Raw genomic sequence first — 19,399 nt, 5'->3', positions numbered from 1 at the left:
CGGGAGCCGCGACGGCCTGGCGCGACCTGCGGCGACGGCGTGACGACGGCGGGTTGTCGGTGGTGTGGTGCAGACTGGCCTGATCGGCACCACGTCAGGGAGCGCACCGTGATCGCGTCCACCGCGTCCACCGGAAAGGGACCGTCGCACATCGGAGCGGCCGGGCACCATCGGGCCCAGGTCGACCCGCTCACCGCCCTGCGCACACCCGACGACCCGCCCTGGGACGTCTACCTCACGGGCACCGTCTTCCTCGACATCGTCTTCACCGGGCTCGACTGCGCCCCCGTGCGCGGAACCGAGTCCTGGGCGCGCGGGATGGGGTCGAGCCCGGGTGGCGTGGCGAACATGGCGACGGCCCTGGCGAGGCTCGGCCTCAGAACCTCCCTCGCGGCCGCGTTCGGCGACGACCACTACGGCGAGTACTGCTGGGACGCGCTCGAGACGGGCGAGGGCATCAACCTCGCACCGTCCCGGACCGTCCCCGGCTGGCACTCGCCGGTCACCGTCTCCATGGCCTACGAGGGGGAGCGCACGATGGTCTCCCACGGCCACGAGCCGCCCCCCGAAGAGCCCGCGCCCGACTGCCCGCCACGCGCGCGTGCCGCCATCGCCTCCCTCACACCGGGCAAGCGCGCGCCCTGGGTCGCGCAGGCCGCGAGCAAGGGGGCGCGGATCTTCGGCGACGTCGGGTGGGACGATACGGGGGCGTGGGATCTGGCGGGGCTGCCGGACCTGGAGCACTGCGAGGCGTTTCTGCCGAACGCGGAAGAGGCGATGCGGTACACGAGGACGGCGTGCCCGCGTGCGGCGGCGCACGCGCTGACCGACTACGTTCCGGTGGCCGTCGTCACGCTCGGTGCGGAGGGGGCGTACGCGGTGGACCGGCGGACGGGTGAGACGGCGGAGGTCCCGGCGATCGCGGTGGAGGCGCTCGACCCGACGGGGGCGGGGGACGTGTTCGTGGCGGGTTTCGTGACCGGGACGCTGGCGGGGTGGCCGCTGGCCGATCGACTGGCCTTCGCGGGGCTGACGGCCGCCTTGTCCGTGCAGGAGTTCGGGGGGTCGTTGTCGGCACCCGGGTGGTCCGAGATCGGGGCGTGGTGGCGGCGGGTGCAGTCGGTGGACGGGCAGGATCCGGCGGCGCTCGAGCGGTACGGGTTCCTGGCGGGGCTGGTGCCGGAGGAGGAGGCGGCGCGGCCGTGGCCGTTGCGGCGGGCTGTGCCGACCATCGGGTTCGGCCGGTCGGCGTGACCGTCCCTCGGGGCTCCGCCCCAGGACCCCCGGGCTTTCGCCCACCCTCCCCCACTCTCGGCTTCGCTCGAGCGGGGGGACCCCCATCCCGTCTCGGTCGGCCGGATGGTCGTCGAAAAGCCCTACGGCGTTGTCAGTCCACCGTCGTACCCTTGGTATCGCGAGGCCGCTCTCAGCTACGCGGCCGTGATGAGGAGGAACCGCAGGCCTACAGCGCCGGCCCATGACTCAGACACCCACAGCTCACACCCTCGCGCAGGGACAGGCGAGAGCACAGTTCACCGTCCCCGCCCAGCACCCCATGGTGACCGTGCTGGGTTCTGGCGACTCCCTCCTACGCGTCATCGAGACGGCCTTCCCGGCGGCCGACATCCACGTCCGGGGCAATGAGATCAGCGTGGTCGGCGACGCCGGTGAAGTCGCCCTCATCCAGCGCCTGTTCGCAGAGATGATGCTCGTGCTCCGCACCGGGCAGCCGATGACGGAGGACGCAGTGGAACGCTCGATCGCCATGCTCAGAGCGGGTGGGACCGGCGAGGCCGACGGCCGGGAGACCCCGGCCGAGGTGCTCACGCAGAACATCCTCTCCTCGCGCGGCCGGACCATCCGCCCCAAGACCCTCAACCAGAAGCGGTACGTCGACGCGATCGACAAGCACACGATCGTCTTCGGCATCGGCCCCGCCGGCACCGGCAAGACCTACCTGGCCATGGCCAAGGCGGTCCAGGCCCTGCAGTCCAAGCAGGTCAACCGCATCATCCTCACCCGCCCGGCGGTGGAGGCGGGCGAGCGCCTCGGATTCCTCCCGGGCACTCTCTACGAGAAGATCGACCCGTACCTGCGCCCGCTGTACGACGCGCTGCACGACATGCTGGACCCGGACTCGATCCCGCGGCTGATGGCGGCCGGGACGATCGAGGTCGCGCCCCTGGCATACATGCGCGGTCGCACGCTCAACGACGCCTTCATCATCCTGGACGAGGCCCAGAACACCAGCGCCGAGCAGATGAAGATGTTCCTGACGAGGCTCGGCTTCGACTCGAAGGTCGTGGTCACGGGTGACGTCACCCAGGTCGACCTGCCGACCGGCACGAAGTCCGGCCTGCGCCAGGTCCAGGACATCCTCGAAGGTCTCGACGACGTCCACTTCTCGCGGCTCACGTCCCACGATGTCGTACGGCACAAGCTGGTCGGCCGTATCGTCGACGCGTACGAGAAGTACGACAGCGAGAACGGTACGGAGAACGGCGCCCACAAGGGCGCCCGTAACAAGCGGAAGTAGACCAGCACGACCATGTCGATCGACGTCAACAACGAGTCCGGAACCGAGGTCGACGAGCAGGCGATCCTCGACATCGCCCGCTACGCGCTCGCGCGGATGCGCATCCACCCGCTCTCCGAGCTCTCGGTGATCGTCGTGGACGCCGACGCCATGGAGCAGCTGCACATCCAGTGGATGGACCTGCCGGGGCCGACCGACGTCATGTCCTTCCCCATGGACGAGCTGCGGCCGCCCTCGAAGGACGACGCCGAGCCTCCGCAGGGCCTCCTCGGCGACATCGTGCTGTGTCCCGAGGTCGCCGAGAAGCAGGGCAAGGAAGCGGACACGCAGCACTCCATGGACGAGGAGCTCCAGCTCCTCACCGTCCATGGGGTGCTGCACCTCCTCGGTTACGACCATGAGGAGGCCGACGAGAAGGCCGAGATGTTCGGTCTGCAGGCCGCCATCGTGGACGGCTGGCGTGCGGAGAAGGGCCTGACCGGTCCGTCCCCGGCCCCGACCGTGTCATGAGTGCGACCCTCGTCTCCGGCGCGATCGCCCTGGTCGTCGCCGCCTGGCTGGCCGCCTGCGCGGAGGCGGGCCTCGCACGGGTCTCCAGCTTCCGTGCGGAGGAGGCGGTGCGGACCGGCCGTCGGGGCAGCGTGAAGCTCGCCCAGGTCGCGGCCGACCCGACGCGCTATCTGAACGTGGCGCTGCTGGTGCGGGTCGCCTGCGAGATGGCCGCCGCCGCCCTCATCACCTACGCCTGTCTGCAGGAGTTCGACGGGACCACCGAGGCGCTCCTGGTCGCGATCGGGGTGATGGTCCTGGTGTCGTACGTCGCGGTCGGGGTCTCGCCGAGGACCATCGGCCGCCAGCATCCCCTCAACACGGCCACGGCGGCGGCGTACGTCCTGCTGCCGCTCGCCCGCATCATGGGCCCGATCCCGTCGCTGCTGATCCTCATCGGCAACGCCCTCACGCCCGGCAAGGGTTTCCGCCGTGGCCCCTTCGCCTCCGAGGCGGAACTGCGGGCGCTGGTGGACCTCGCCGAGAAGGAGTCGCTGATCGAGGACGAGGAGCGCCGCATGGTGCACTCGGTCTTCGAGCTGGGCGACACGCTCGTCCGGGAGGTCATGGTCCCGAGGACCGACCTCGTCGTCATCGAGCGCTACAAGACGATCCGTCAGGCACTGACCCTGGCGCTCAGGTCCGGGTTCTCGCGGATTCCCGTCTCCGGGGAGAGCGAGGACGACATCGTCGGGATCGTGTATCTGAAGGACCTGGTCCGCAAGACGCACATCAGCCGGGACGCGGAGAGCGAGCTGGTGTCGACGGCCATGCGGCCGGCCGCCTTCGTACCGGACACCAAGAACGCCGGTGACCTGCTGCGCGAGATGCAGCAGGACCGCAACCACGTGGCCGTCGTCATCGACGAGTACGGCGGCACGGCCGGCATCGTCACCATCGAGGACATCCTCGAGGAGATCGTCGGCGAGATCACCGACGAGTACGACCGTGAACTCCCGCCCGTGGAGGACCTGGGCGACGACCGGCACCGGGTCACCGCCCGCCTCGACATCACCGACCTCGGCGAGCTGTACGGCCTGGAGGAGTACGACGACGAGGACGTGGAGACCGTCGGCGGGCTGCTGGCGAAGGCGCTGGGCCGCGTTCCGATCGCCGGGGCGTCGGCCCTGGTGGAACTTCCCGACGGACGCGAGCTGCGGCTGACGGCCGAGGCCGCGGCGGGCCGCCGGAACAAGATCGTGACGGTGCTGGTGGAGCCGGTGAGCCCGGTCGGGGCCGCCGCGGACGAGGAGGCGAAGGCGGAGTGACCCCGCAGGAGCTGCGCGCGTTCTGCCTCTCCTTCAACGCGGCCGTGGAGGACTTCCCGTTCAACCCGGAGACGTCCGTCTTCAAGGTGCAGGGCAAGCTGTTCGCCCTGACCAACCTCGACGCGCGGCCTCTGACGGTGAACCTCAAGTGCGACCCGGAGGACGCGATCCGCCTGCGCGGCGAGCATCCGGGGCTCATCATCCCCGGCTACCACATGAACAAGCGTCACTGGAACACCGTCACGGTCGACGGCGACCTCCCGGACCGCCTGGTCCGGGAGCTCGTCGAGGACTCGTACGACCTGGTGGTGGCCGGTCTACCGCGCGCCGACCGCCTCCGCCTCGACCGCCCCTGAGCCGCTCCGGCCACCCCGCAGCCCCAGCGCCACCAGCACCGCCGCCGCGAGCACGATCGCCGCGTCGAGTGCCAGCACCGTGTGGACGCCGGACATCAGGTCGCTCGACGTCGTCGCGAGGACGCCGAGCAGGGGGATGCCGATCGTGATGCCGACCTGCTGTGTGGAGGTGACGAGGCCGGTGGCCAGGCCCTGTTCCTCGTCGGGGACTCCCGAGGTGACGGTGAGGCCGTAGGAGATGATCGCGCCCAGGTGGCACATGCTGGCGAGAGAGACGGCGGCCGTCGCGAGCCACACCGACCAACTGCTCTCGTCCAGGGCCAGGAGGGTCGCCACCAGTGCGCCCTGGCCCAGCAGCGAGACCACCAGCGTGCGGCGGGCACCGAGGCGGCCGATCACCCTCGGGGTGTACGAGCCCGCCACCACCGACAGGACGCCCTGGACGCCGAAGACCAGACCGGTCCGGAAGGCCGACAGGCGCAGGACCTCCTGGAGGTAGAGGGTCAGGACGAAGACGACCGTCGACATCATCGAGAAGGTGACGAGCCCGCCCAGGTTGCCCCACGCCACCGTGCGGCGACGCAGCATCGGGAGGGAGACCAGCGGCGACTTCGCACGGGACTCGACGGCCACGAACGCCGTGAGCAGCAGGACGCCCGCGATCAGGGTCACGATGACGTCGGGGCGGCCGAAGCCGTGGTCGGCGGCCGTCGACAGGGCGTAGATCAAGGAAAGCAGCCCGGCCGTGACCGTGATGGCGCCGGGGATGTCCAGGCGGGGGCGGTCCGGGGTGCGGGATTCGGGGAGCAGGGCCGGGGCCAGGGGCAGGACGATCACCGCGAACAGGCCCAGCAGGCCCATGGTGGAGCGCCAGCCGAGCGTGTCGGTGAGGACGCCGCCGGCCACCATGCCGACGGTGAAGCCGAGCGAGAGCAGGGTGCCGGAGATGCCGAGCGCGCGGTCCCGGGCCGGGCCCTCCGGGAAGGTCGTCGTCAGCAGGGACATGCCGGTCGGCACGATCGCCGCCGCGCCGACGCCCTGCAGTGCGCGGCCGGCCAGGAACGACGCCGGGTCCCAGGCGAACGTGGCGAGCAGCGACGCCGCGCCGAACAGGGCGAGCCCCGTCAGGAAGAGTCGGCGGCGGCCGTACAGGTCGCCCATGCGGCCGAAGAGGAGCAGGAAGCCGCCGGACGGCAGCGCGAACGCGGTGACCGCCCACTGCAGGGCGGACTGGCTCATGCCGAGGTCCGCGCCGAGCACGGGCAGGGCGACGTTCAGGACGGAGAAGTCGAGCGCCACCATGAACTGGGCGGCGCACAGCACGAAGAGGACGAGTTTGTCGCGGGCCGTCAGACGGGGAGCGGCTGTCTCTCGCAGGTGCGGGGAGGAGGTGTCGATCGCCATGCCCAAGAGCCTGCGGGGCGTGGAATAGCCGTGGGGAGCGGGAAGTTGTCCTGGTGGTGGCACCACCAGACAGGCGTCGGCAGGGGGAGCACGTGGCGGATGTGATCGAGACGGGTGCGGGCAAGGCGCATCGGCTGCGTGAGCTGCGCGAGTTCCTGATGAGCCGGCGGGCCCGGGTCTCCCCGGCCGAGGCCGGGCTGCCCGACGGCGGGGCGCGGCGCCGGACGCCGGGGCTGCGCCGCGAGGAGGTCGCCGTACTCGCCGGAGTGGGCGCCTCCTGGTACCAGTGGCTGGAACAGGGGCGGGACATCTCCGTGTCCCCGCAGGTCCTCGACTCCGTCGCCCGGGTGCTGCGGCTCAGCAACGCCGAACGCCGCCATCTGTACGTCCTCGCCGGGCTGAACCCGCCCGCCCCCGAACCCGCGGCGGACCACGGCTGCGACGGGCTGCGTCGGCTGATCGACGCGTGGATGCCGTATCCGGCGCACCTCATGGACACGTACTACAACTGCGTGATGTACAACGAGGCCGCCGGGTGGGTGCTCGGCATGCGTCCCGAGATCACGCAGAACTGCGTCCTCGACTTCTTCACCGACCCCATGTACCGCTCGCAGTCGCGCAGTTGGGAGCAGAACGCGCGCACGGTCGTCGCCCAGTTCCGGGCGGCCTGCTCGGCCCGCCCGGACGACGAGGGCTTCCAGGAGGTCCTCGCCCGGCTGCACGCGGCGAGCCCGGAGTTCACCGCGATGTGGGAGCGGCGGGACATCCAGGACGCCGGGGTGATCCGCAAGGAGCTCGACCATCCGCTGGTCGGGCTGCTGTGCGTGGAGTCCACGGCGATGAAGGTGCCGGCCCGGCCCGACCTGACGGTCGTCCTGCACACCCCGCTGGACGAGGCGAACACCGCGGCCAAGCTGGAGTGGCTGGCCTCGCCGGAGGGGCGGCGCGGGGCGATGTACCCCGTGGCGGGGTAGGCGTGGCGGGTCTACGTATGCTCACCTCATGACCGACAGCAGCATGCTCGACCCCGAGGACCGCAAGATCGTCACCCTGGCCCGTTCGGCACGGGCCCGCAACGGCGTGCCCGAGGGGGCGGCCGTACGCGACGAGACCGGGCGGACGTATGTGGCGGGAACCGTCGCTCTTGAGTCCCTGAAGCTGAGTGCGCTGCGGACGGCGGTGGCGATGGCGGTGGCGTCCGGGGCGAAGTCGTTGGAGGCGGCGGCGGTGGTGACCGAGGCCGAGGGTGTTTCGGACCAGGACCTGGCGGCGGTACGGGATCTGGGCGGGCCTGGGACCCCGGTGCTGGTGGCTGGAGCCGACGGAGCCGTCCGGCTGACTGTCCCCGCGGGCTGAGGCCTCTGGGGGCTTTGCCCCCAGACCCCCGTCCTCGTGATCAGAGCGCGTCGGGCCCGCGCTCGCCCGTCCGTACGCGTGCGACCGTCTCCACCGGCAGCGCCCACACCTTCCCGTCCCCGATCTTCCCCGTCCTCGCGGCCTTGAGGATCGCGTCGATCACGGTGTCCGAGTCCGCGTCCTCGACGACGACCTCGATGCGCACCTTGGGGACCAGGTCGATCTGGTACTCGGCGCCGCGGTACACCTCGGTGTGGCCGCGCTGACGGCCGTAGCCACTGGCCTCCGTCACGGTCAGGCCGTGCACGCCGAGCTCCAGGAGGGCGGTCTTGACCTCGTCGAGGCGGAACGGCTTGACGATCGCGGTGATGAGCTTCATACCTGTGTCGTGACCTTCTGTGTGGAGGGACGGACGCGGTGACCGGGGCGCCGTGGCCCAGGACGCCGTGATCGTATGCGGTCTCGGCGTGCGCTGTAAGGTCCACACCGATGCGCTCCCGCTCCTCGCTCGCGCGGGGCCCCATCGCCTTGTCGATCAGCTCGGCGAGGCCGTGGGGACGCTTGTGCGGCGGGGCTCTGTGGATCAGGGAGAATGGGCGCCATGAGCGTTCGCAGCCAGTCATCCGAGCCGTCGGAATCGTCGGAGGTCGCCCACCGGGCGGGCTTCGCCTGTTTCGTGGGTCGCCCCAACGCGGGCAAGTCCACCCTCACGAACGCTCTGGTCGGGCAGAAGGTGGCGATCACCGCCAACCAGCCGCAGACGACGCGGCACACCGTACGGGGCATCGTGCACCGGCCCGACGCCCAGCTGATCCTCGTGGACACCCCCGGGCTGCACAAACCGCGCACACTGCTGGGCGAGCGGCTCAACGACATCGTCCGCACGACCTGGGCCGAGGTCGACGTGATCGGCTTCTGTCTGCCCGCGAACGAGAAGCTCGGCCCCGGCGACCGCTTCATCGCGAAGGAACTGGCGTCCATCAAGAAGACGCCGAAGATCGCGATCGTCACGAAGACCGACCTCGTCGACGGCAAGACGCTCGCCGAGCAGCTCATCGCGATCGACCAGCTCGGACGGGAGCTGGGGTTCGAGTGGGCGGAGATCGTGCCGGTGTCGGCGGTCGCGGACAAGCAGGTCGACCTGCTGGCCGACCTGATCGTGCCCTTGCTGCCGGAGGGCCCCGCGCTCTACCCAGAGGGTGATCTGACCGACGAGCCCGAGCAGGTCATGGTGGCCGAGCTGATCCGAGAGGCGGCGCTGGAGGGTGTGCGGGACGAGCTTCCCCACTCCATCGCGGTCGTCGTGGAGGAGATGCTGCCGCGCGAGGACCGGCCCGCCGACAAGCCCCTCCTCGACATCCACGCGTTCGTGTACATCGAGCGGCCCAGCCAGAAGGGCATCATCATCGGGCCGAAGGGCAAGCGGTTGAAGGAGGTCGGCATCAAGTCGCGCAAGCAGATCGAGGCGCTGCTGGGTACGCCGGTGTTCCTGGACCTTCATGTCAAGGTCGCCAAGGACTGGCAGCGGGATCCTCGGCAGCTGCGCAAGCTGGGTTTCTGAGCGAGGCCGGCCCGAGGGTCCCCATGGGGCTGCGCCCCCTGGACCTCCGGCCTGTGCCCACCCACCCGACTCGGTCGGTCGAAAGGTGAACCTGCCCTGGGGGCCGGAGCCCCCAGGGGCCTCAGCTCTGTGCCCTCAGCTCTGTGCCCTCAGCATGTCTCGGAACCACGCGTACGACGCCTTCGGCGTCCGGGTCAGCGTCTCGTAGTCCACGTGCACCAGCCCGAACCGCCGTGCGTACCCCTCCGCCCACTCGAAGTTGTCGAGGAGGGACCAGACGAAGTAGCCGCGGACGTCCACCCCCGCTTCCGCCGCTCGGTGCAGGGCGCGGATGTGGGCGTCCAGGTAGGTGATCCGGGCCTGGTCGTCGATGCCGTCGTAGGAGCAGCCGTTCTCCGTGATGACGATCGGGGGGAGGCGGTCGGCGTAGCGGGTGCGGAAGGTGGTGAGGAGGTCGGTCAGGGCCTCGGGGACCACGGGCCAGCCGAAGTCCGTCACCGGGACGCCCTCGATCTCCCTTACCGAGAAGGGGAGTTCCGCCGGGATCGTCAGGCCGCCGAACTCGATGTCCTCGCCCTGCGGGGCGCCCACCCGGGTCGGCGCGTAGTAGTTGATGCCGTACCAGTCCAGCGGCTCCCCGATGACCTTCAGGTCGGCCGCCACGTCGCCCGGCATCAACTCGCCCAGGCCTTCCGGGTATTCGCCGAGCAGGACCGGGTCCGCGAACAGGCGGTTGAGGAGCAGGTCGTAGAAAGCGGCCGCCTCCACGTCCGCCTGCTCCTGCGACGCCGGCCAGGTCGGGCCGTGGGAGTTGGCGATGCCGATGTCCGTGGCGCCGGACGCGCGCAGGGCCCGTACGGCGAGACCGTGGGCCAGGAGCTGGTGGTGGGCCGCGGGGAGCGCGTCGAACATCAGCTGCTTGCCGGGGGCGTGCGCACCCAACGCATGCCCGAACAGGGTGTGTTCGGCGGGCTCGTTGATCGTGACCCACTTCTTCACGCGGTCGCCGAGACGGTCGGCGACGACCGACACGTACTCCGCGAAGCGCGACGCCGTGTCCCGCTCCAGCCAGTCGAGGGACACGGGGAGATCCCAGTGGAAGAGGGTCGGAACCGGTCGTACGCCCGCCGCGCACAGCTCGTCGACCAGACGGTCGTAGAAGTCCAGACCACCCTCGGCACGTACCCGCGGCCAGGAGATCGAGAAACGGTACGCGTCCACGCCCAGGCCGGCCAGGAGGGCCACGTCCTCGCGGTAGCGGTGGTAGTGGTCGCAGGCCACCGCGGCCGTCGAGCCGTCCTTCACCCGCCCCGGCTCGGCCGAGAAGACGTCCCAGACGGACGGCTCGCGCTCGCCCGCCGCACCCTCGATCTGGTGGGCCGAGGTCGAGACGCCCCACAGGAAGCCGCCGGGGAACGCCGGGAACTCAGGTATCGGGTTCGTCGCCATGCGCCGGATCATCCGTACTGGCGGGTACGGAAGTCAACGGGCAGACGTGAAGAACGCATTACGCGCCCTCCTTGAGCACCTTCGAGATCAGCTTCCGCTGCTCCTCCGTCAGCCGGGGATCGGACGCGTACACCGTCTTCCCGTCCACCGTGATCTGGTAGCTGAAGCCGTCCGGGACCCCGATGGGCGGCGTGTCCCGCCCGGCGGCGAGTGCCTTCTCGGCCAGGGCGTGCCATTCGTGGGCATCGGCCCGGGCCGAGGTGTCCACCTCGGCGTACCGCTCGATGCCCGCGAACCCGCCCGTGCGCCTTACCTGAATACGCATGGGTCCCTGTCTAGTACGGAGTCAGAGAATGCGCACCCCGACTTGCTCCCAGGCCTTCTCCACGGCCTGGAGTTCCTCGCCGCCGTCGCCGAAGCGCTCGCGCGCGGCCTTGACGCTCAGCTTGGCGAAGTCGCCGAAGAACGCCCGCTCGGTCAGCTCGCCGCCGGTCAGGACGTCGTACCAGATCTGGCCCGCCTTCTCCCAGGCGTGGCCGCCGAGGGCGGTGGCGGCCAGGTAGAAGGCGTGGTTGGGGATGCCGGAGTTGATGTGGACGCCGCCGTTGTCGCGGCCGGTGCGGACGTAGTCGTCCATGGTCGCGGGCTGTGGGTCCTTGCCGAGGACGTCGTCGTCGTAGGCGGTGCCCGGCTCCTTCATGGAGCGCAGCGCCTTGCCGGTGACGCTCGGGGCGAGCAGGCCCGCGCCGATCAGCCAGTCGGCCTCGGCGGCGGTCTGGCCGAGCGTGTACTGCTTGATGAGCGAGCCGAAGACGTCGGACATCGACTCGTTGAGGGCGCCCGGCTGGCCGAAGTACGTGAGGTTCGCCGTGTACTGCGTGACTCCGTGGGTCAGTTCGTGGCCGATGACGTCGATCGGGATGGTGAAGTCGAGGAAGATCTCGCCGTCGCCGTCGCCGAACACCATCTGCTCGCCGTTCCAGAAGGCGTTGCCGTAGTTCTCGTCGTAGTGGACGGTCGCGTCCAGCGGCAGGCCGTCGCCGTCGATCGAGTGGCGGCCGTAGGCCTTGAGGAAGAGGTCGAAGGTGGCGCCGAGGCCGGAGTAGGCGCGGTTGGCCGTGGCGTCCTGGCCGGGCTCCGAGCCCTCCGTACGCACCTTGGTGCCGGGCAGGTCGGTCTTGTGCTCGGCGTCGTAGATGGTGCGCAGCGGCTGGTCCGACGGTGCCTTCGACGCCGGCGCCGCCGCCAGGCGGAACTCGGTGGTCACGCGGCGCCTGCCGCGCAGCTCGCTGTCGCGCATCAGGGTGCGCCGGGCGGGACCGGAGAGTGCGGGGTCGTCGTTGCGGGCCAGCTTGTCCAGGACGTGTGGCGGAACGACGGTGCAGAAGACGGGCTCGAAGCCCCCGTTGGTCGTCATGCCCGGAACCTTTGCACTGAGTTATGCCGGTGTCACTACCCGCAACCATGATTGGTGAAATGTAGGGATAAGGAGCCTCACTCTGCGTAGCGAAGTGGTATGGCGCACTTTTTGTCCCATTGATCCCTCGGGTCCCGCATACTGATACAGGCCCACGGAACCGGCGTGGCTCGGCTAGGCTGCGGACCATCATGCGATTCGGGCTGCTTCTCCTTAGCTGCCGCGGCGAGGGCCTGTAACCGAGGCCGACCCCCTCCCCGCGGTGCTCTGGCGTTGCGTCGTCGGCCGTCCTTCCGGCCCCCGCGGACACCGCGGACATTCGAGGAGCCCCCGCATCATGGCGAACCGCCAGCAGTCCAGTTCCATGCCGATCCACAAGTACGGCCAGTACGAGCAGGTCGACATCCCGGACCGCACCTGGCCGAACAACCGGATCACCGCCGCTCCCCGCTGGCTCTCCACCGACCTGCGCGACGGCAACCAGGCCCTGATCGACCCGATGTCCCCCGAGCGCAAGCGCCGGATGTTCGACCAGCTGGTCAAGATGGGCTACAAGGAGATCGAGGTCGGCTTCCCGGCCTCCGGCCAGACCGACTTCGACTTCGTGCGCTCCATCGTCGAGGAGCCGGGCGCGATCCCCGACGACGTCACCATCTCCGTACTGACCCAGGCCCGCGAGGACCTGATCGAGCGGACCGTGGAGTCGCTGAAGGGCGCCAAGCGCGCCACCGTGCACCTGTACAACGCGACCGCGCCGGTCTTCCGCCGGGTGGTCTTCCGCGGCTCCAAGGACCAGATCAAGCAGATCGCCGTGGACGGCACGCGGCTGGTGATGGAGTACGCGGAGAAGCTGCTGGGCCCGGAGACGGAGTTCGGCTACCAGTACTCGCCGGAGATCTTCACGGACACCGAGCTGGACTTCGCGCTGGAGGTCTGCGAGGCGGTGATGGACGTCTACCAGCCCGGCCCGGGCCGCGAGATCATCCTCAACCTGCCCGCGACCGTGGAGCGTTCGACGCCCTCGACCCACGCGGACCGCTTCGAGTGGATGAGCCGCAACCTCTCCCGCCGCGAGTTCGTCTGCGTCTCCGTCCACCCGCACAACGACCGCGGTACGGCCGTCGCCGCCGCCGAGCTGGCGCTGATGGCCGGCGCCGACCGCGTCGAGGGCTGCCTGTTCGGGCAGGGCGAGCGCACCGGCAACGTCGACCTGGTCACCCTGGGCATGAACCTGTTCTCCCAGGGCGTCGACCCGCAGATCGACTTCTCCGACATCGACGAGATCCGTCGTACGTGGGAGTACTGCAACCAGATGGAGGTCCACCCGCGCCACCCGTACGTGGGCGACCTGGTCTACACGTCCTTCTCCGGCTCCCACCAGGACGCCATCAAGAAGGGCTTCGACGCCATGGAGGCCGACGCGGCCGCCAAGGGCGTCACCGTCGACGACATCGAGTGGGCGGTGCCGTACCTGCCGATCGACCCGAAGGACGTCGGCCGCTCCTACGAGGCGGTCATCCGGGTCAACTCGCAGTCCGGCAAGGGCGGCATCGCGTACGTCCTGAAGAACGACCACAAGCTGGACCTGCCGCGCCGGATGCAGATCGAGTTCTCGAAGATCATCCAGGCCAAGACGGACGCCGAGGGCGGCGAGGTCACCGGCGGCGCCATCTGGGCAACCTTCCAGGACGAGTACCTGCCCAACCCCGAGAACCCGTGGGGCCGTATTCAGGTCAAGAACGGCCAGTCGACCACGGACAAGGACGGCGTCGACACGCTGACCGTCGAGGCCGAGGTGGACGGCGTCGAGACCACCCTGGTGGGCACCGGCAACGGTCCGATCTCCGCGTTCTTCCACGCGCTGCAGGGCATCGGCATCGACGCCCGGCTGCTCGACTACCAGGAGCACACGATGAGCGAGGGCGCGTCCGCGCAGGCCGCCTCCTACATCGAGTGCGCGATCGACGACAAGGTTCTGTGGGGCATCGGCATCGATGCGAACACGACGCGCGCGTCGCTGAAGGCGGTCGTCTCGGCCGTCAACCGAGCGACTCGCTGACCAGCCCCATTTGGGGCCCCGTTCGCCGTTTTGTCCGGCGGGCGGGGCTCCGTCATGTCCCGGCGTTTACCGGCCAATCCATGTGCAGGTCACGGGAAGGTCTCGTCACGGGTAATGACGCCGAGTCGCGGATGTGGCTAACATCACGCAAGCGCGGCGATGTTGCCGTGGCGTTACGGAGGTGCTGACGTGCTGCCAGGACGGGGACGAAACGGCCATGCCGCCAGACCTGTGCGCCTCCTGGGCACCCGTACCGCGTGGACGCCCGCCGGGGACGGGGAGTTCTTCTGCCCCGGCTGCGGGGGCGACCGCAACTTCCAGCGGCTGACCGGCCGTCGTCGCTTCACCCTCCTCGGGGTGCCCGTGCTGCCCCGCGGCGAGACCGGACCCGTCGTGGAGTGCGCGGCCTGCCGCCGCCACTTCGGCACCGACGTCCTCGACCATCCGACGACCACCCGCTTCTCCGCGATGCTCAGGGACGCCGTCCACACCGTCGCCCTCGCGGTCCTCTCGGCAGGCGGCACCTGCTCCCGCACGTCTCTGGAGGCCGCCGCGGCCACGGTCCGCGCCGCGGGCTTCGACGACTGTACGGAGGAACAGCTGGCCGCCCTGGTCGAAGCGCTGGCCGCGGACACCGGGCGGGTCTACGGCCGCGACGGCGGAACCGGTCTGGCCATAGAGCTGCACGAGGCGCTGGACCCACTGGCCCCGCACCTCGCCCCCGCGGGCCGCGAATCGATCCTGCTGCAGGGCGCCCGGATCGCCCTCGCCGACGGCCCCTACACGCCCGCCGAGCGCGATGTCCTGTCCACCGTGGGCGCCGCCCTCACCATCTGCGCGGACGACGTGACCCGGCTGCTGGTGTCGGCGAGGACGCCGTCCTGATACTCCCCGGGGAGTAATCCCGCCCGCCCGTCACCCCCGGCAGTACGCCGCAACTCGCCCTCCCGCCCGACGAATCGCCCCCTGCCGCCGGGAGTGAGGAGCTACGACGCCACGAGCGGCCGTACGACGCCATGCGCACCGCCCTGCGCGGCTGTGGAGCGGCGATCCTCGCCTCCTCGGGGAGCGTCGCGGCCGGGCTGCTGTGCCTGCTCGCCGCCGACCTGAACAGCAGCAGCGGGTCGAGCTCGGCTTCGTCATCGCGGTCGGCGTTCTCCTCGACACGTTCCTCGTCCGCACCTATCCGGTGACCACGGCCGGCGTGCTGCTCGGCCGGAAGGTGTGGTGGCCCGGGAAGCTGTCGCGTACCCCCGAACCGGAGCGGCCGGCACGCCATCCGGAGCCGGTGTGAGCCGCTCGCACACCGTCCGGGGCGTCCCTCCCCTCCCGGAGAGACGCCCTCAGGGCGGAGGATGAGCCCCTGGGGACGGGGGGGCGGTGGGGCTTGGAACCTCCGACGGGCGGCCCCGGGGGCGCCGACCCCTGTGCGGCGCCCCCGGGACAGGCCCGTTACGGGAGGGTCTTCTCGTAGGACTTGTCCTCGTCGGAGTCGTACACGAGCTTGCCGCCGTCGTCGTAGCCCTTGATGTGGGGAGCAAGGGTCACCTGCTCGTTCAGGACGCCGGACGCGACGAACCAGCCGTGATCGAGGACCGCCTCGCTCGTGTCGCCGCCATAAGACACGGTCACCTTCGCCACCGAAGGCACCACCGTCCCGATGAACCCCCACCGGAATGGCAACTTCCAGTTGCCCTTGTCGAGGAACGACTGCTGGTACAGCTTGCCGCCGTTCATGTCGGCCAGCACGGGTGGTGAATCCGGCAACCGGTCGCTGCCACCGCTGGTGTTGAGCCCCGACGCCTCGCCGTCCTTGACGTTGCAGATCAACCGGGTCTCCTGCGGCTTCTCCTTCACGGCGGTGATGTAGATGCCGTCACCGGGCGCGTTGGTGTCGCCGGTGCTGTTCATCGCCAGGATGATCCGGTAGCTGTCGGCCGTACCCAGGTCCAGGTCGAGCCCGCCGTTCTTCTCCCGATCCCGGTTGTAGGCGAGGCACTTCTCCAGCCCGTCCGCCGCCTGCGCGAACGTGATCCCGTCGAGCAACTGCCCCGCCGTGGCCGGCCAGGCGGGCCCGGACGGCGTGGGCGACGGCGTCGGCGTGGGCGTAGCCGCCCGCGACGCGCTCACCGACGACCGCGGCGACGCCGTGACCGACCCCCCGTCCGACCCTCCCAGCGCATACGCCCCCACCGGTACCGCCGCCAGCGTCGCCAGAACCGCCCCGGCCACCGCGACCCGGCGCCGCCGCTCCACCACGCCCCGACGCCGGATCGCCGGGTACGGCGCTTCCGACGGCCGGATCGTGTAGGCGTCCTCGGCGAGCAGTTCACGCAACTGCTCCTCGAAGCCTCCCTCGGCCTCCTGTCCCTGCCGCTGCCCCTGCCCCTGTTCCTCGCTCACCTGGTTCCTCCCTGCCCCGCGGATGACGTGCGACCGCGCGCGGCCTCGTCCATGACCTGCGCGAGCCCCGGATAAGTACGCAACTTCGCCAGCCCCTTGGACGCCTGGCTCTTGACCGTGCCGGGGGAGCAGCCGAGCATCTCGGCGACCTCCGCCTCCGGCAGGTCCTCCCAGTACCGCATGACGATCACCGCCCGCTGCTTGGGCGGGAGCGCGGCCAGCGCGCCGAGCAGGACACCGCGCTCGTCGACCCGTGACACGGACTCGTCGCGCCCCGCCACCTCCGGTGGCGCCGCGGTCAGCGACTCCGCGACGCGCCGCTTGCGGAACCGGTCGCTGTTGCAGGTGACCAGCATCCGACGGACGTACGCCTCCGGGCTGTCGCTGCGCGAGACGCGCCGCCAGGAGCGGTACGCCTTCGCCAGCGCGGTCTGTGTCAGGTCCTCGGCGTGGTGCACGTCGCCGGTGAGTAGATACGCGGTCCGGACGAGCCGGGACCAACGCGCTTGGACGAATTCCTGGAACTGGGCCTCTTGTTCGGCCTGCATCAAGCACCCTCCCTCGCCCTCCAGACCACCGTTCTGCCGGATTCGGTTGCCCGGGATCCGGAGCCGGGTTCGAATGGGCTCGTGGCGAGTATGGAGCGGTGGGACGAGCGGGACACCGGGGTGCTGCGGCTGCCTTCCGGACGGCTGGTGCGCGGCCGGGGCCTGCGGCACCCCGTCGCACCGGGGGCGCCGAGCCCGTCGTACGGCATCTATCTGCTCGGCCGGCAGCCGCCCGCGGTGGAGTGGGAGTCCCGCTGGCTGCGCTGGCCCGACTTCCGGCTGCCCGCCGACCACGCGGTCGCCCGCGCGGTCCTCACCGAGGCCTGGGAGCGGGCAGCCGGTGAGCGGGTGGAGCTGGCCTGCGGCGGCGGTCGCGGCCGTACGGGCACGGCGCTGGCGTGTCTTGCGGTGCTGGACGGCGTGCCGGCCGGAGAGGCCGTCGGGTACGTCCGCCGCCACTACGACCGCCGCGCGGTGGAGACGCCGTGGCAGCGGCGGTACGTACGGCGGTTCGGGGCGGCGGCGGGTTGAGGGGCGGCGGGCGCGGAAGCGTAGGCCGCCGCTCTGCGGGTGAGTGTCGACGGACACGTCCGTGACGCCGGCCTCCTTCAGACGGGCCGGGAGACCCGCCGGGTCGAGGGTGTTCATCGTGTCCCGGAAGTACGGGTGACCGCCCGCGCGGCCGCGGACCGCCGGTCCCTCAACTCCGAGATCCTCCACCTCATCGAGGTCGCCCTCACCACCAGCAGGGCAGGAGAAGCTGGATCGCCCGGCGGCGATCCGGCTTCTCCTGCCCTGCTACGCGGGAAACCGGATTCCTCCCCGGCCTGAAGGTCGAGGCATCACCAAGGACCGGCCGGGCGACCCGGGTTCGGGCTGGCACTGGGAGCCGAAGGAGGCGTTCCACGCGCTGGCCCGACGCTATGCCGGGGCGTGCCGGTCGTCCCGTCAGCCGCGGTAGACGTCAGCCGCAGTGGACGTCCGCGTCGGGCCGCTCACCCGTGGCCAGGAAGCGGGACACCGTCTCGTCCCCGCAGGCGTTGCCGTGGGCGAGGTAGGCGTCGTGGCCGGTGGAGTTCAGGGTGACCATGACGGCACGGTCGCCGAGGGCGCGGCGGAGCTTGAGGGCACCGGCGAGCGGGGTGGCGACATCCCGTTCGTTCTGCACGAGCAGGATGTTGGACGGCCCGCGGTCGGTGATCCGTACCGGCGCCTGCTTCGGCGGCGTGGGCCAGGCGGCGCACACCATCGCGTTGCGCGGCATACCCGCGGTCAGCGGATACTTTGCCCGGCTCTCGTCGACGCCCTTCTGGTACTCGGCGGCCGACGCGGGCCACGCGACGTCGTTGCACAGGGTCGCGGCGCCGACCGCGGCGACGTTCTGCAGAACCTGCTCCGGCGGGGCCGCGGGCGCGGGCGGTACGGTGCCGGACTGCGCGGCAAGGATCAGCTTCGCCAGGGCGGGGAAGCGGCTGGGCGAGTAGAGCGTGTCCAGCAGGGTTTGGCGCAGCACGTTCCCGTTCAGCTCCTCGGGGTTGGCGCCAGGCCACGGGATGGGCTCCCGGTCGAGGCGCGCGGCCAGCTTCAGGAACAGCGGCCGCACCTCCGCCGCCGTCCCGGCCAGCCGGTCCGGGTTGTCCGGCGCAGCCGCCCACTTCGCGAACTCGGGGAAGGTGTCCTCGACGCCCTGCTCGTGCCCGGCCAGCCAGGCGCGGGCGACGCGGGTCGGATCGGGGTCGTCGTTGCTGTCGAGGACGATCCGGTCGGTGCGGTGCGGGAACAACTGGCTGTAGACGGAGCCCACGTACGTCCCGTACGACACTCCCCACGCGGACAGCTTCCGCTCGCCCAGCGCCGCCCGGATGCGGTCGAGGTCGCGGGCCTCGGCGATCGTGTCGATGTGCCGCATCAACTCGCCGCCGTTGCGGGCACAGGCGTCCGCCATGCGCTGTGCGGTGAGCATGTTCTCGGCGACGGAACCGTCCGGGGCGGGCCACGGCCGCAGCTTGGAGAGGGCGAGGTCGGCATGGTCGAGTCCGCAGTCGACGGAGGTGGAGGGGGCGAGCCCGCGCGGGGCGAAGCCGATCAGGTCGTGGGTGTCGCGTACGTCCTGCGGGAGCTTCTGTCCCTTGCCCGAGGGATCGCCCAGGCTGGATCCGCCGGGCCCGCCCGGGATCAGCATCAGCGCCCCGCGACGGGCGGCGGGATCCTCGGCCGGGATCCGGGAGATGGCGACGTCGATCGTCCGGCCGCCCGGATGGGTGTAGTCCATCGGCACTTCGACGGTGGCGCACTCCTGACGGGGGTCCAGGCCGGTGCCCGTGCACTTCGCCCACCGGAGCGAGGTGGTGGCGGTGGACGCGGACGTGGTGAGCGGGGCGGTGAGACCGAGGAGGACGACGGAGGTGGCGACCAAAGCTGCGTTTCTCTTGATCTGCGTCATGTCGACGAGCCTCGCGGATCTATGCCGTCCGCCCTATCCGGCCAACCGCC

The 19,399-nt window shown here is 70.7% G+C and carries 20 protein-coding genes and 2 pseudogenes; 13 read left to right on the top strand and 9 right to left on the bottom strand.

The window, feature by feature from the left end:
• Positions 1-108 precede the first annotated feature (108 nt).
• The 5 genes from ACFYO2_RS27615 to ACFYO2_RS27595 all read left to right on the top strand — a co-directional run bounded on the left by ACFYO2_RS27615 (position 109) and on the right by ACFYO2_RS27595 (position 4,709).
• The gene (locus tag ACFYO2_RS27615) at positions 109-1,254 is read left to right on the top strand and encodes a carbohydrate kinase family protein (protein WP_388354393.1); all 1,146 of its coding nucleotides are present in this window, start codon (positions 109-111) and stop codon (positions 1,252-1,254) included.
• Between the two features lie 223 nt (positions 1,255-1,477).
• Positions 1,478-2,536 (top strand): PhoH family protein, encoded by a 1,059-nt coding sequence (locus ACFYO2_RS27610; RefSeq protein WP_388354391.1) that lies wholly within the window; start codon positions 1,478-1,480, stop codon positions 2,534-2,536.
• Positions 2,537-2,548: 12 nt separating this feature from the next.
• Complete coding sequence (ybeY, locus tag ACFYO2_RS27605; RefSeq protein WP_388354389.1) at positions 2,549-3,046, top strand: rRNA maturation RNase YbeY; 498 nt, start codon at positions 2,549-2,551, stop codon at positions 3,044-3,046.
• Complete coding sequence (locus ACFYO2_RS27600; protein WP_388354386.1) at positions 3,043-4,353, top strand: hemolysin family protein; 1,311 nt, start codon at positions 3,043-3,045, stop codon at positions 4,351-4,353. Before ybeY ends, ACFYO2_RS27600 begins: the two co-directional genes overlap by 4 nt.
• Positions 4,350-4,709 carry an MmcQ/YjbR family DNA-binding protein gene (locus tag ACFYO2_RS27595; protein ID WP_388354384.1) on the top strand — a complete coding sequence of 120 codons (360 nt, stop codon included), beginning with the start codon at positions 4,350-4,352 and terminating at the stop codon, positions 4,707-4,709. The genes ACFYO2_RS27600 and ACFYO2_RS27595 overlap by 4 nt, the downstream gene beginning before the upstream one ends.
• On the opposite strand, the gene ACFYO2_RS27590 is transcribed toward ACFYO2_RS27595, so the two are convergent.
• A complete protein-coding gene (locus ACFYO2_RS27590) occupies positions 4,671-6,113 on the bottom strand; it encodes an MFS transporter (protein WP_388354381.1) in 1,443 nt (480 codons plus the stop codon). The genes ACFYO2_RS27595 and ACFYO2_RS27590 overlap by 39 nt on opposite strands.
• Before the next feature lie 92 nt (positions 6,114-6,205).
• On the opposite strand from ACFYO2_RS27590, the gene ACFYO2_RS27585 reads away from it, so the two are divergent.
• Both ACFYO2_RS27585 and ACFYO2_RS27580 read left to right on the top strand, forming a co-directional pair.
• Entirely contained in the window at positions 6,206-7,087 is an 882-nt protein-coding gene (locus ACFYO2_RS27585) for a helix-turn-helix transcriptional regulator (protein ID WP_388354379.1), read from the top strand.
• 28 nt (positions 7,088-7,115) lie between these two features.
• The gene (locus tag ACFYO2_RS27580; protein ID WP_388354376.1) at positions 7,116-7,469 is read left to right on the top strand and encodes a cytidine deaminase; all 354 of its coding nucleotides are present in this window, start codon (positions 7,116-7,118) and stop codon (positions 7,467-7,469) included.
• Between the two features lie 40 nt (positions 7,470-7,509).
• Here the strand turns inward: ACFYO2_RS27580 and ACFYO2_RS27575 are convergent, their stop codons facing one another.
• Both ACFYO2_RS27575 and ACFYO2_RS27570 read right to left on the bottom strand, forming a co-directional pair.
• Positions 7,510-7,848: a P-II family nitrogen regulator gene (locus ACFYO2_RS27575; protein WP_388354374.1), complete on the bottom strand. Its 339-nt coding sequence runs from the start codon at positions 7,846-7,848 to the stop codon at positions 7,510-7,512.
• Between the two features lie 28 nt (positions 7,849-7,876).
• A pseudogene (locus ACFYO2_RS27570) lies at positions 7,877-8,023 on the bottom strand (ammonia channel protein); the annotation flags it as partial.
• A 38-nt stretch (positions 8,024-8,061) separates the two neighbouring features.
• On the opposite strand from ACFYO2_RS27570, the gene era reads away from it, so the two are divergent.
• Positions 8,062-9,030: a GTPase Era gene (era, locus tag ACFYO2_RS27565; RefSeq protein ID WP_388354371.1), complete on the top strand. Its 969-nt coding sequence runs from the start codon at positions 8,062-8,064 to the stop codon at positions 9,028-9,030.
• A gap of 135 nt (positions 9,031-9,165) precedes the next feature.
• On the opposite strand, the gene ACFYO2_RS27560 is transcribed toward era, so the two are convergent.
• From ACFYO2_RS27560 to ACFYO2_RS27550, 3 genes are read right to left on the bottom strand one after another with little or no spacing between them, the layout of a single operon-like run.
• Positions 9,166-10,491 (bottom strand): GH1 family beta-glucosidase, encoded by a 1,326-nt coding sequence (locus ACFYO2_RS27560; RefSeq protein WP_388354368.1) that lies wholly within the window; start codon positions 10,489-10,491, stop codon positions 9,166-9,168.
• 46 nt (positions 10,492-10,537) lie between these two features.
• Entirely contained in the window at positions 10,538-10,804 is a 267-nt protein-coding gene (locus ACFYO2_RS27555) for a protealysin inhibitor emfourin (RefSeq protein ID WP_388354365.1), read from the bottom strand.
• A gap of 21 nt (positions 10,805-10,825) precedes the next feature.
• A complete protein-coding gene (locus ACFYO2_RS27550) occupies positions 10,826-11,896 on the bottom strand; it encodes a M4 family metallopeptidase (protein ID WP_388354362.1) in 1,071 nt (356 codons plus the stop codon).
• A gap of 337 nt (positions 11,897-12,233) precedes the next feature.
• Between ACFYO2_RS27550 and leuA the strand changes: the two genes are divergently transcribed.
• From leuA to ACFYO2_RS27535, 3 genes and pseudogenes are all read left to right on the top strand, one after another.
• Positions 12,234-13,955, top strand: a complete 1,722-nt coding sequence (gene leuA / locus ACFYO2_RS27545; protein WP_388354360.1) for a 2-isopropylmalate synthase — start codon at positions 12,234-12,236, stop codon at positions 13,953-13,955.
• A 189-nt stretch (positions 13,956-14,144) separates the two neighbouring features.
• Positions 14,145-14,840: a TerB family tellurite resistance protein gene (locus ACFYO2_RS27540; protein WP_388354357.1), complete on the top strand. Its 696-nt coding sequence runs from the start codon at positions 14,145-14,147 to the stop codon at positions 14,838-14,840.
• A 95-nt stretch (positions 14,841-14,935) separates the two neighbouring features.
• A pseudogene (locus tag ACFYO2_RS27535) lies at positions 14,936-15,189 on the top strand (MMPL family transporter); the annotation flags it as partial.
• A gap of 218 nt (positions 15,190-15,407) precedes the next feature.
• Here ACFYO2_RS27535 and ACFYO2_RS27530 read toward each other — a convergent pair.
• Both ACFYO2_RS27530 and ACFYO2_RS27525 read right to left on the bottom strand, forming a co-directional pair.
• Positions 15,408-16,358 carry a hypothetical protein gene (locus tag ACFYO2_RS27530; RefSeq protein ID WP_388354355.1) on the bottom strand — a complete coding sequence of 317 codons (951 nt, stop codon included), beginning with the start codon at positions 16,356-16,358 and terminating at the stop codon, positions 15,408-15,410.
• Complete coding sequence (locus ACFYO2_RS27525) at positions 16,355-16,906, bottom strand: SigE family RNA polymerase sigma factor (protein WP_388354352.1); 552 nt, start codon at positions 16,904-16,906, stop codon at positions 16,355-16,357. Before ACFYO2_RS27525 ends, ACFYO2_RS27530 begins: the two co-directional genes overlap by 4 nt.
• Before the next feature lie 90 nt (positions 16,907-16,996).
• On the opposite strand from ACFYO2_RS27525, the gene ACFYO2_RS27520 reads away from it, so the two are divergent.
• Both ACFYO2_RS27520 and ACFYO2_RS27515 read left to right on the top strand, forming a co-directional pair.
• A complete protein-coding gene (locus tag ACFYO2_RS27520) occupies positions 16,997-17,437 on the top strand; it encodes a protein phosphatase (protein WP_388354786.1) in 441 nt (146 codons plus the stop codon).
• Between the two features lie 39 nt (positions 17,438-17,476).
• Complete coding sequence (locus ACFYO2_RS27515; RefSeq protein ID WP_388354349.1) at positions 17,477-17,737, top strand: hypothetical protein; 261 nt, start codon at positions 17,477-17,479, stop codon at positions 17,735-17,737.
• Between the two features lie 133 nt (positions 17,738-17,870).
• On the opposite strand, the gene ACFYO2_RS27510 is transcribed toward ACFYO2_RS27515, so the two are convergent.
• Positions 17,871-19,349: an alpha/beta hydrolase gene (locus ACFYO2_RS27510; protein ID WP_388354346.1), complete on the bottom strand. Its 1,479-nt coding sequence runs from the start codon at positions 19,347-19,349 to the stop codon at positions 17,871-17,873.
• Positions 19,350-19,399 lie beyond the last annotated feature (50 nt).

The sequence above is a fragment of the Streptomyces sp. NPDC006602 genome (assembly GCF_042870385.1).
Taxonomy (GTDB): Bacteria; Actinomycetota; Actinomycetes; order Streptomycetales; family Streptomycetaceae; genus Streptomyces.
This window is presented reverse-complemented; position numbering and strand designations above follow the sequence as displayed.

Excerpts from the sequence above, each read along its gene's own strand:
- ACFYO2_RS27580 (WP_388354376.1), top strand. The coding sequence starts at position 7,116 with ATGACCGACAGCAGCATGCTCGACCCCGAGGACCGCAAGATCGTCACC.
- ACFYO2_RS27555 (WP_388354365.1), bottom strand. The coding sequence starts at position 10,804 with ATGCGTATTCAGGTAAGGCGCACGGGCGGGTTCGCGGGCATCGAGCGG.
- ybeY (WP_388354389.1), top strand. The coding sequence starts at position 2,549 with ATGTCGATCGACGTCAACAACGAGTCCGGAACCGAGGTCGACGAGCAG.
- ACFYO2_RS27600 (WP_388354386.1), top strand. The coding sequence starts at position 3,043 with ATGAGTGCGACCCTCGTCTCCGGCGCGATCGCCCTGGTCGTCGCCGCC.
- ACFYO2_RS27575 (WP_388354374.1), bottom strand. The coding sequence starts at position 7,848 with ATGAAGCTCATCACCGCGATCGTCAAGCCGTTCCGCCTCGACGAGGTC.
- ACFYO2_RS27520 (WP_388354786.1), top strand. The coding sequence starts at position 16,997 with ATGGAGCGGTGGGACGAGCGGGACACCGGGGTGCTGCGGCTGCCTTCC.
- ACFYO2_RS27560 (WP_388354368.1), bottom strand. The coding sequence starts at position 10,491 with ATGATCCGGCGCATGGCGACGAACCCGATACCTGAGTTCCCGGCGTTC.
- ACFYO2_RS27610 (WP_388354391.1), top strand. The coding sequence starts at position 1,478 with ATGACTCAGACACCCACAGCTCACACCCTCGCGCAGGGACAGGCGAGA.
- ACFYO2_RS27550 (WP_388354362.1), bottom strand. The coding sequence starts at position 11,896 with ATGACGACCAACGGGGGCTTCGAGCCCGTCTTCTGCACCGTCGTTCCG.
- ACFYO2_RS27525 (WP_388354352.1), bottom strand. The coding sequence starts at position 16,906 with ATGCAGGCCGAACAAGAGGCCCAGTTCCAGGAATTCGTCCAAGCGCGT.
- ACFYO2_RS27510 (WP_388354346.1), bottom strand. The coding sequence starts at position 19,349 with ATGACGCAGATCAAGAGAAACGCAGCTTTGGTCGCCACCTCCGTCGTC.
- era (WP_388354371.1), top strand. The coding sequence starts at position 8,062 with ATGGGCGCCATGAGCGTTCGCAGCCAGTCATCCGAGCCGTCGGAATCG.
- ACFYO2_RS27590 (WP_388354381.1), bottom strand. The coding sequence starts at position 6,113 with ATGGCGATCGACACCTCCTCCCCGCACCTGCGAGAGACAGCCGCTCCC.
- leuA (WP_388354360.1), top strand. The coding sequence starts at position 12,234 with ATGGCGAACCGCCAGCAGTCCAGTTCCATGCCGATCCACAAGTACGGC.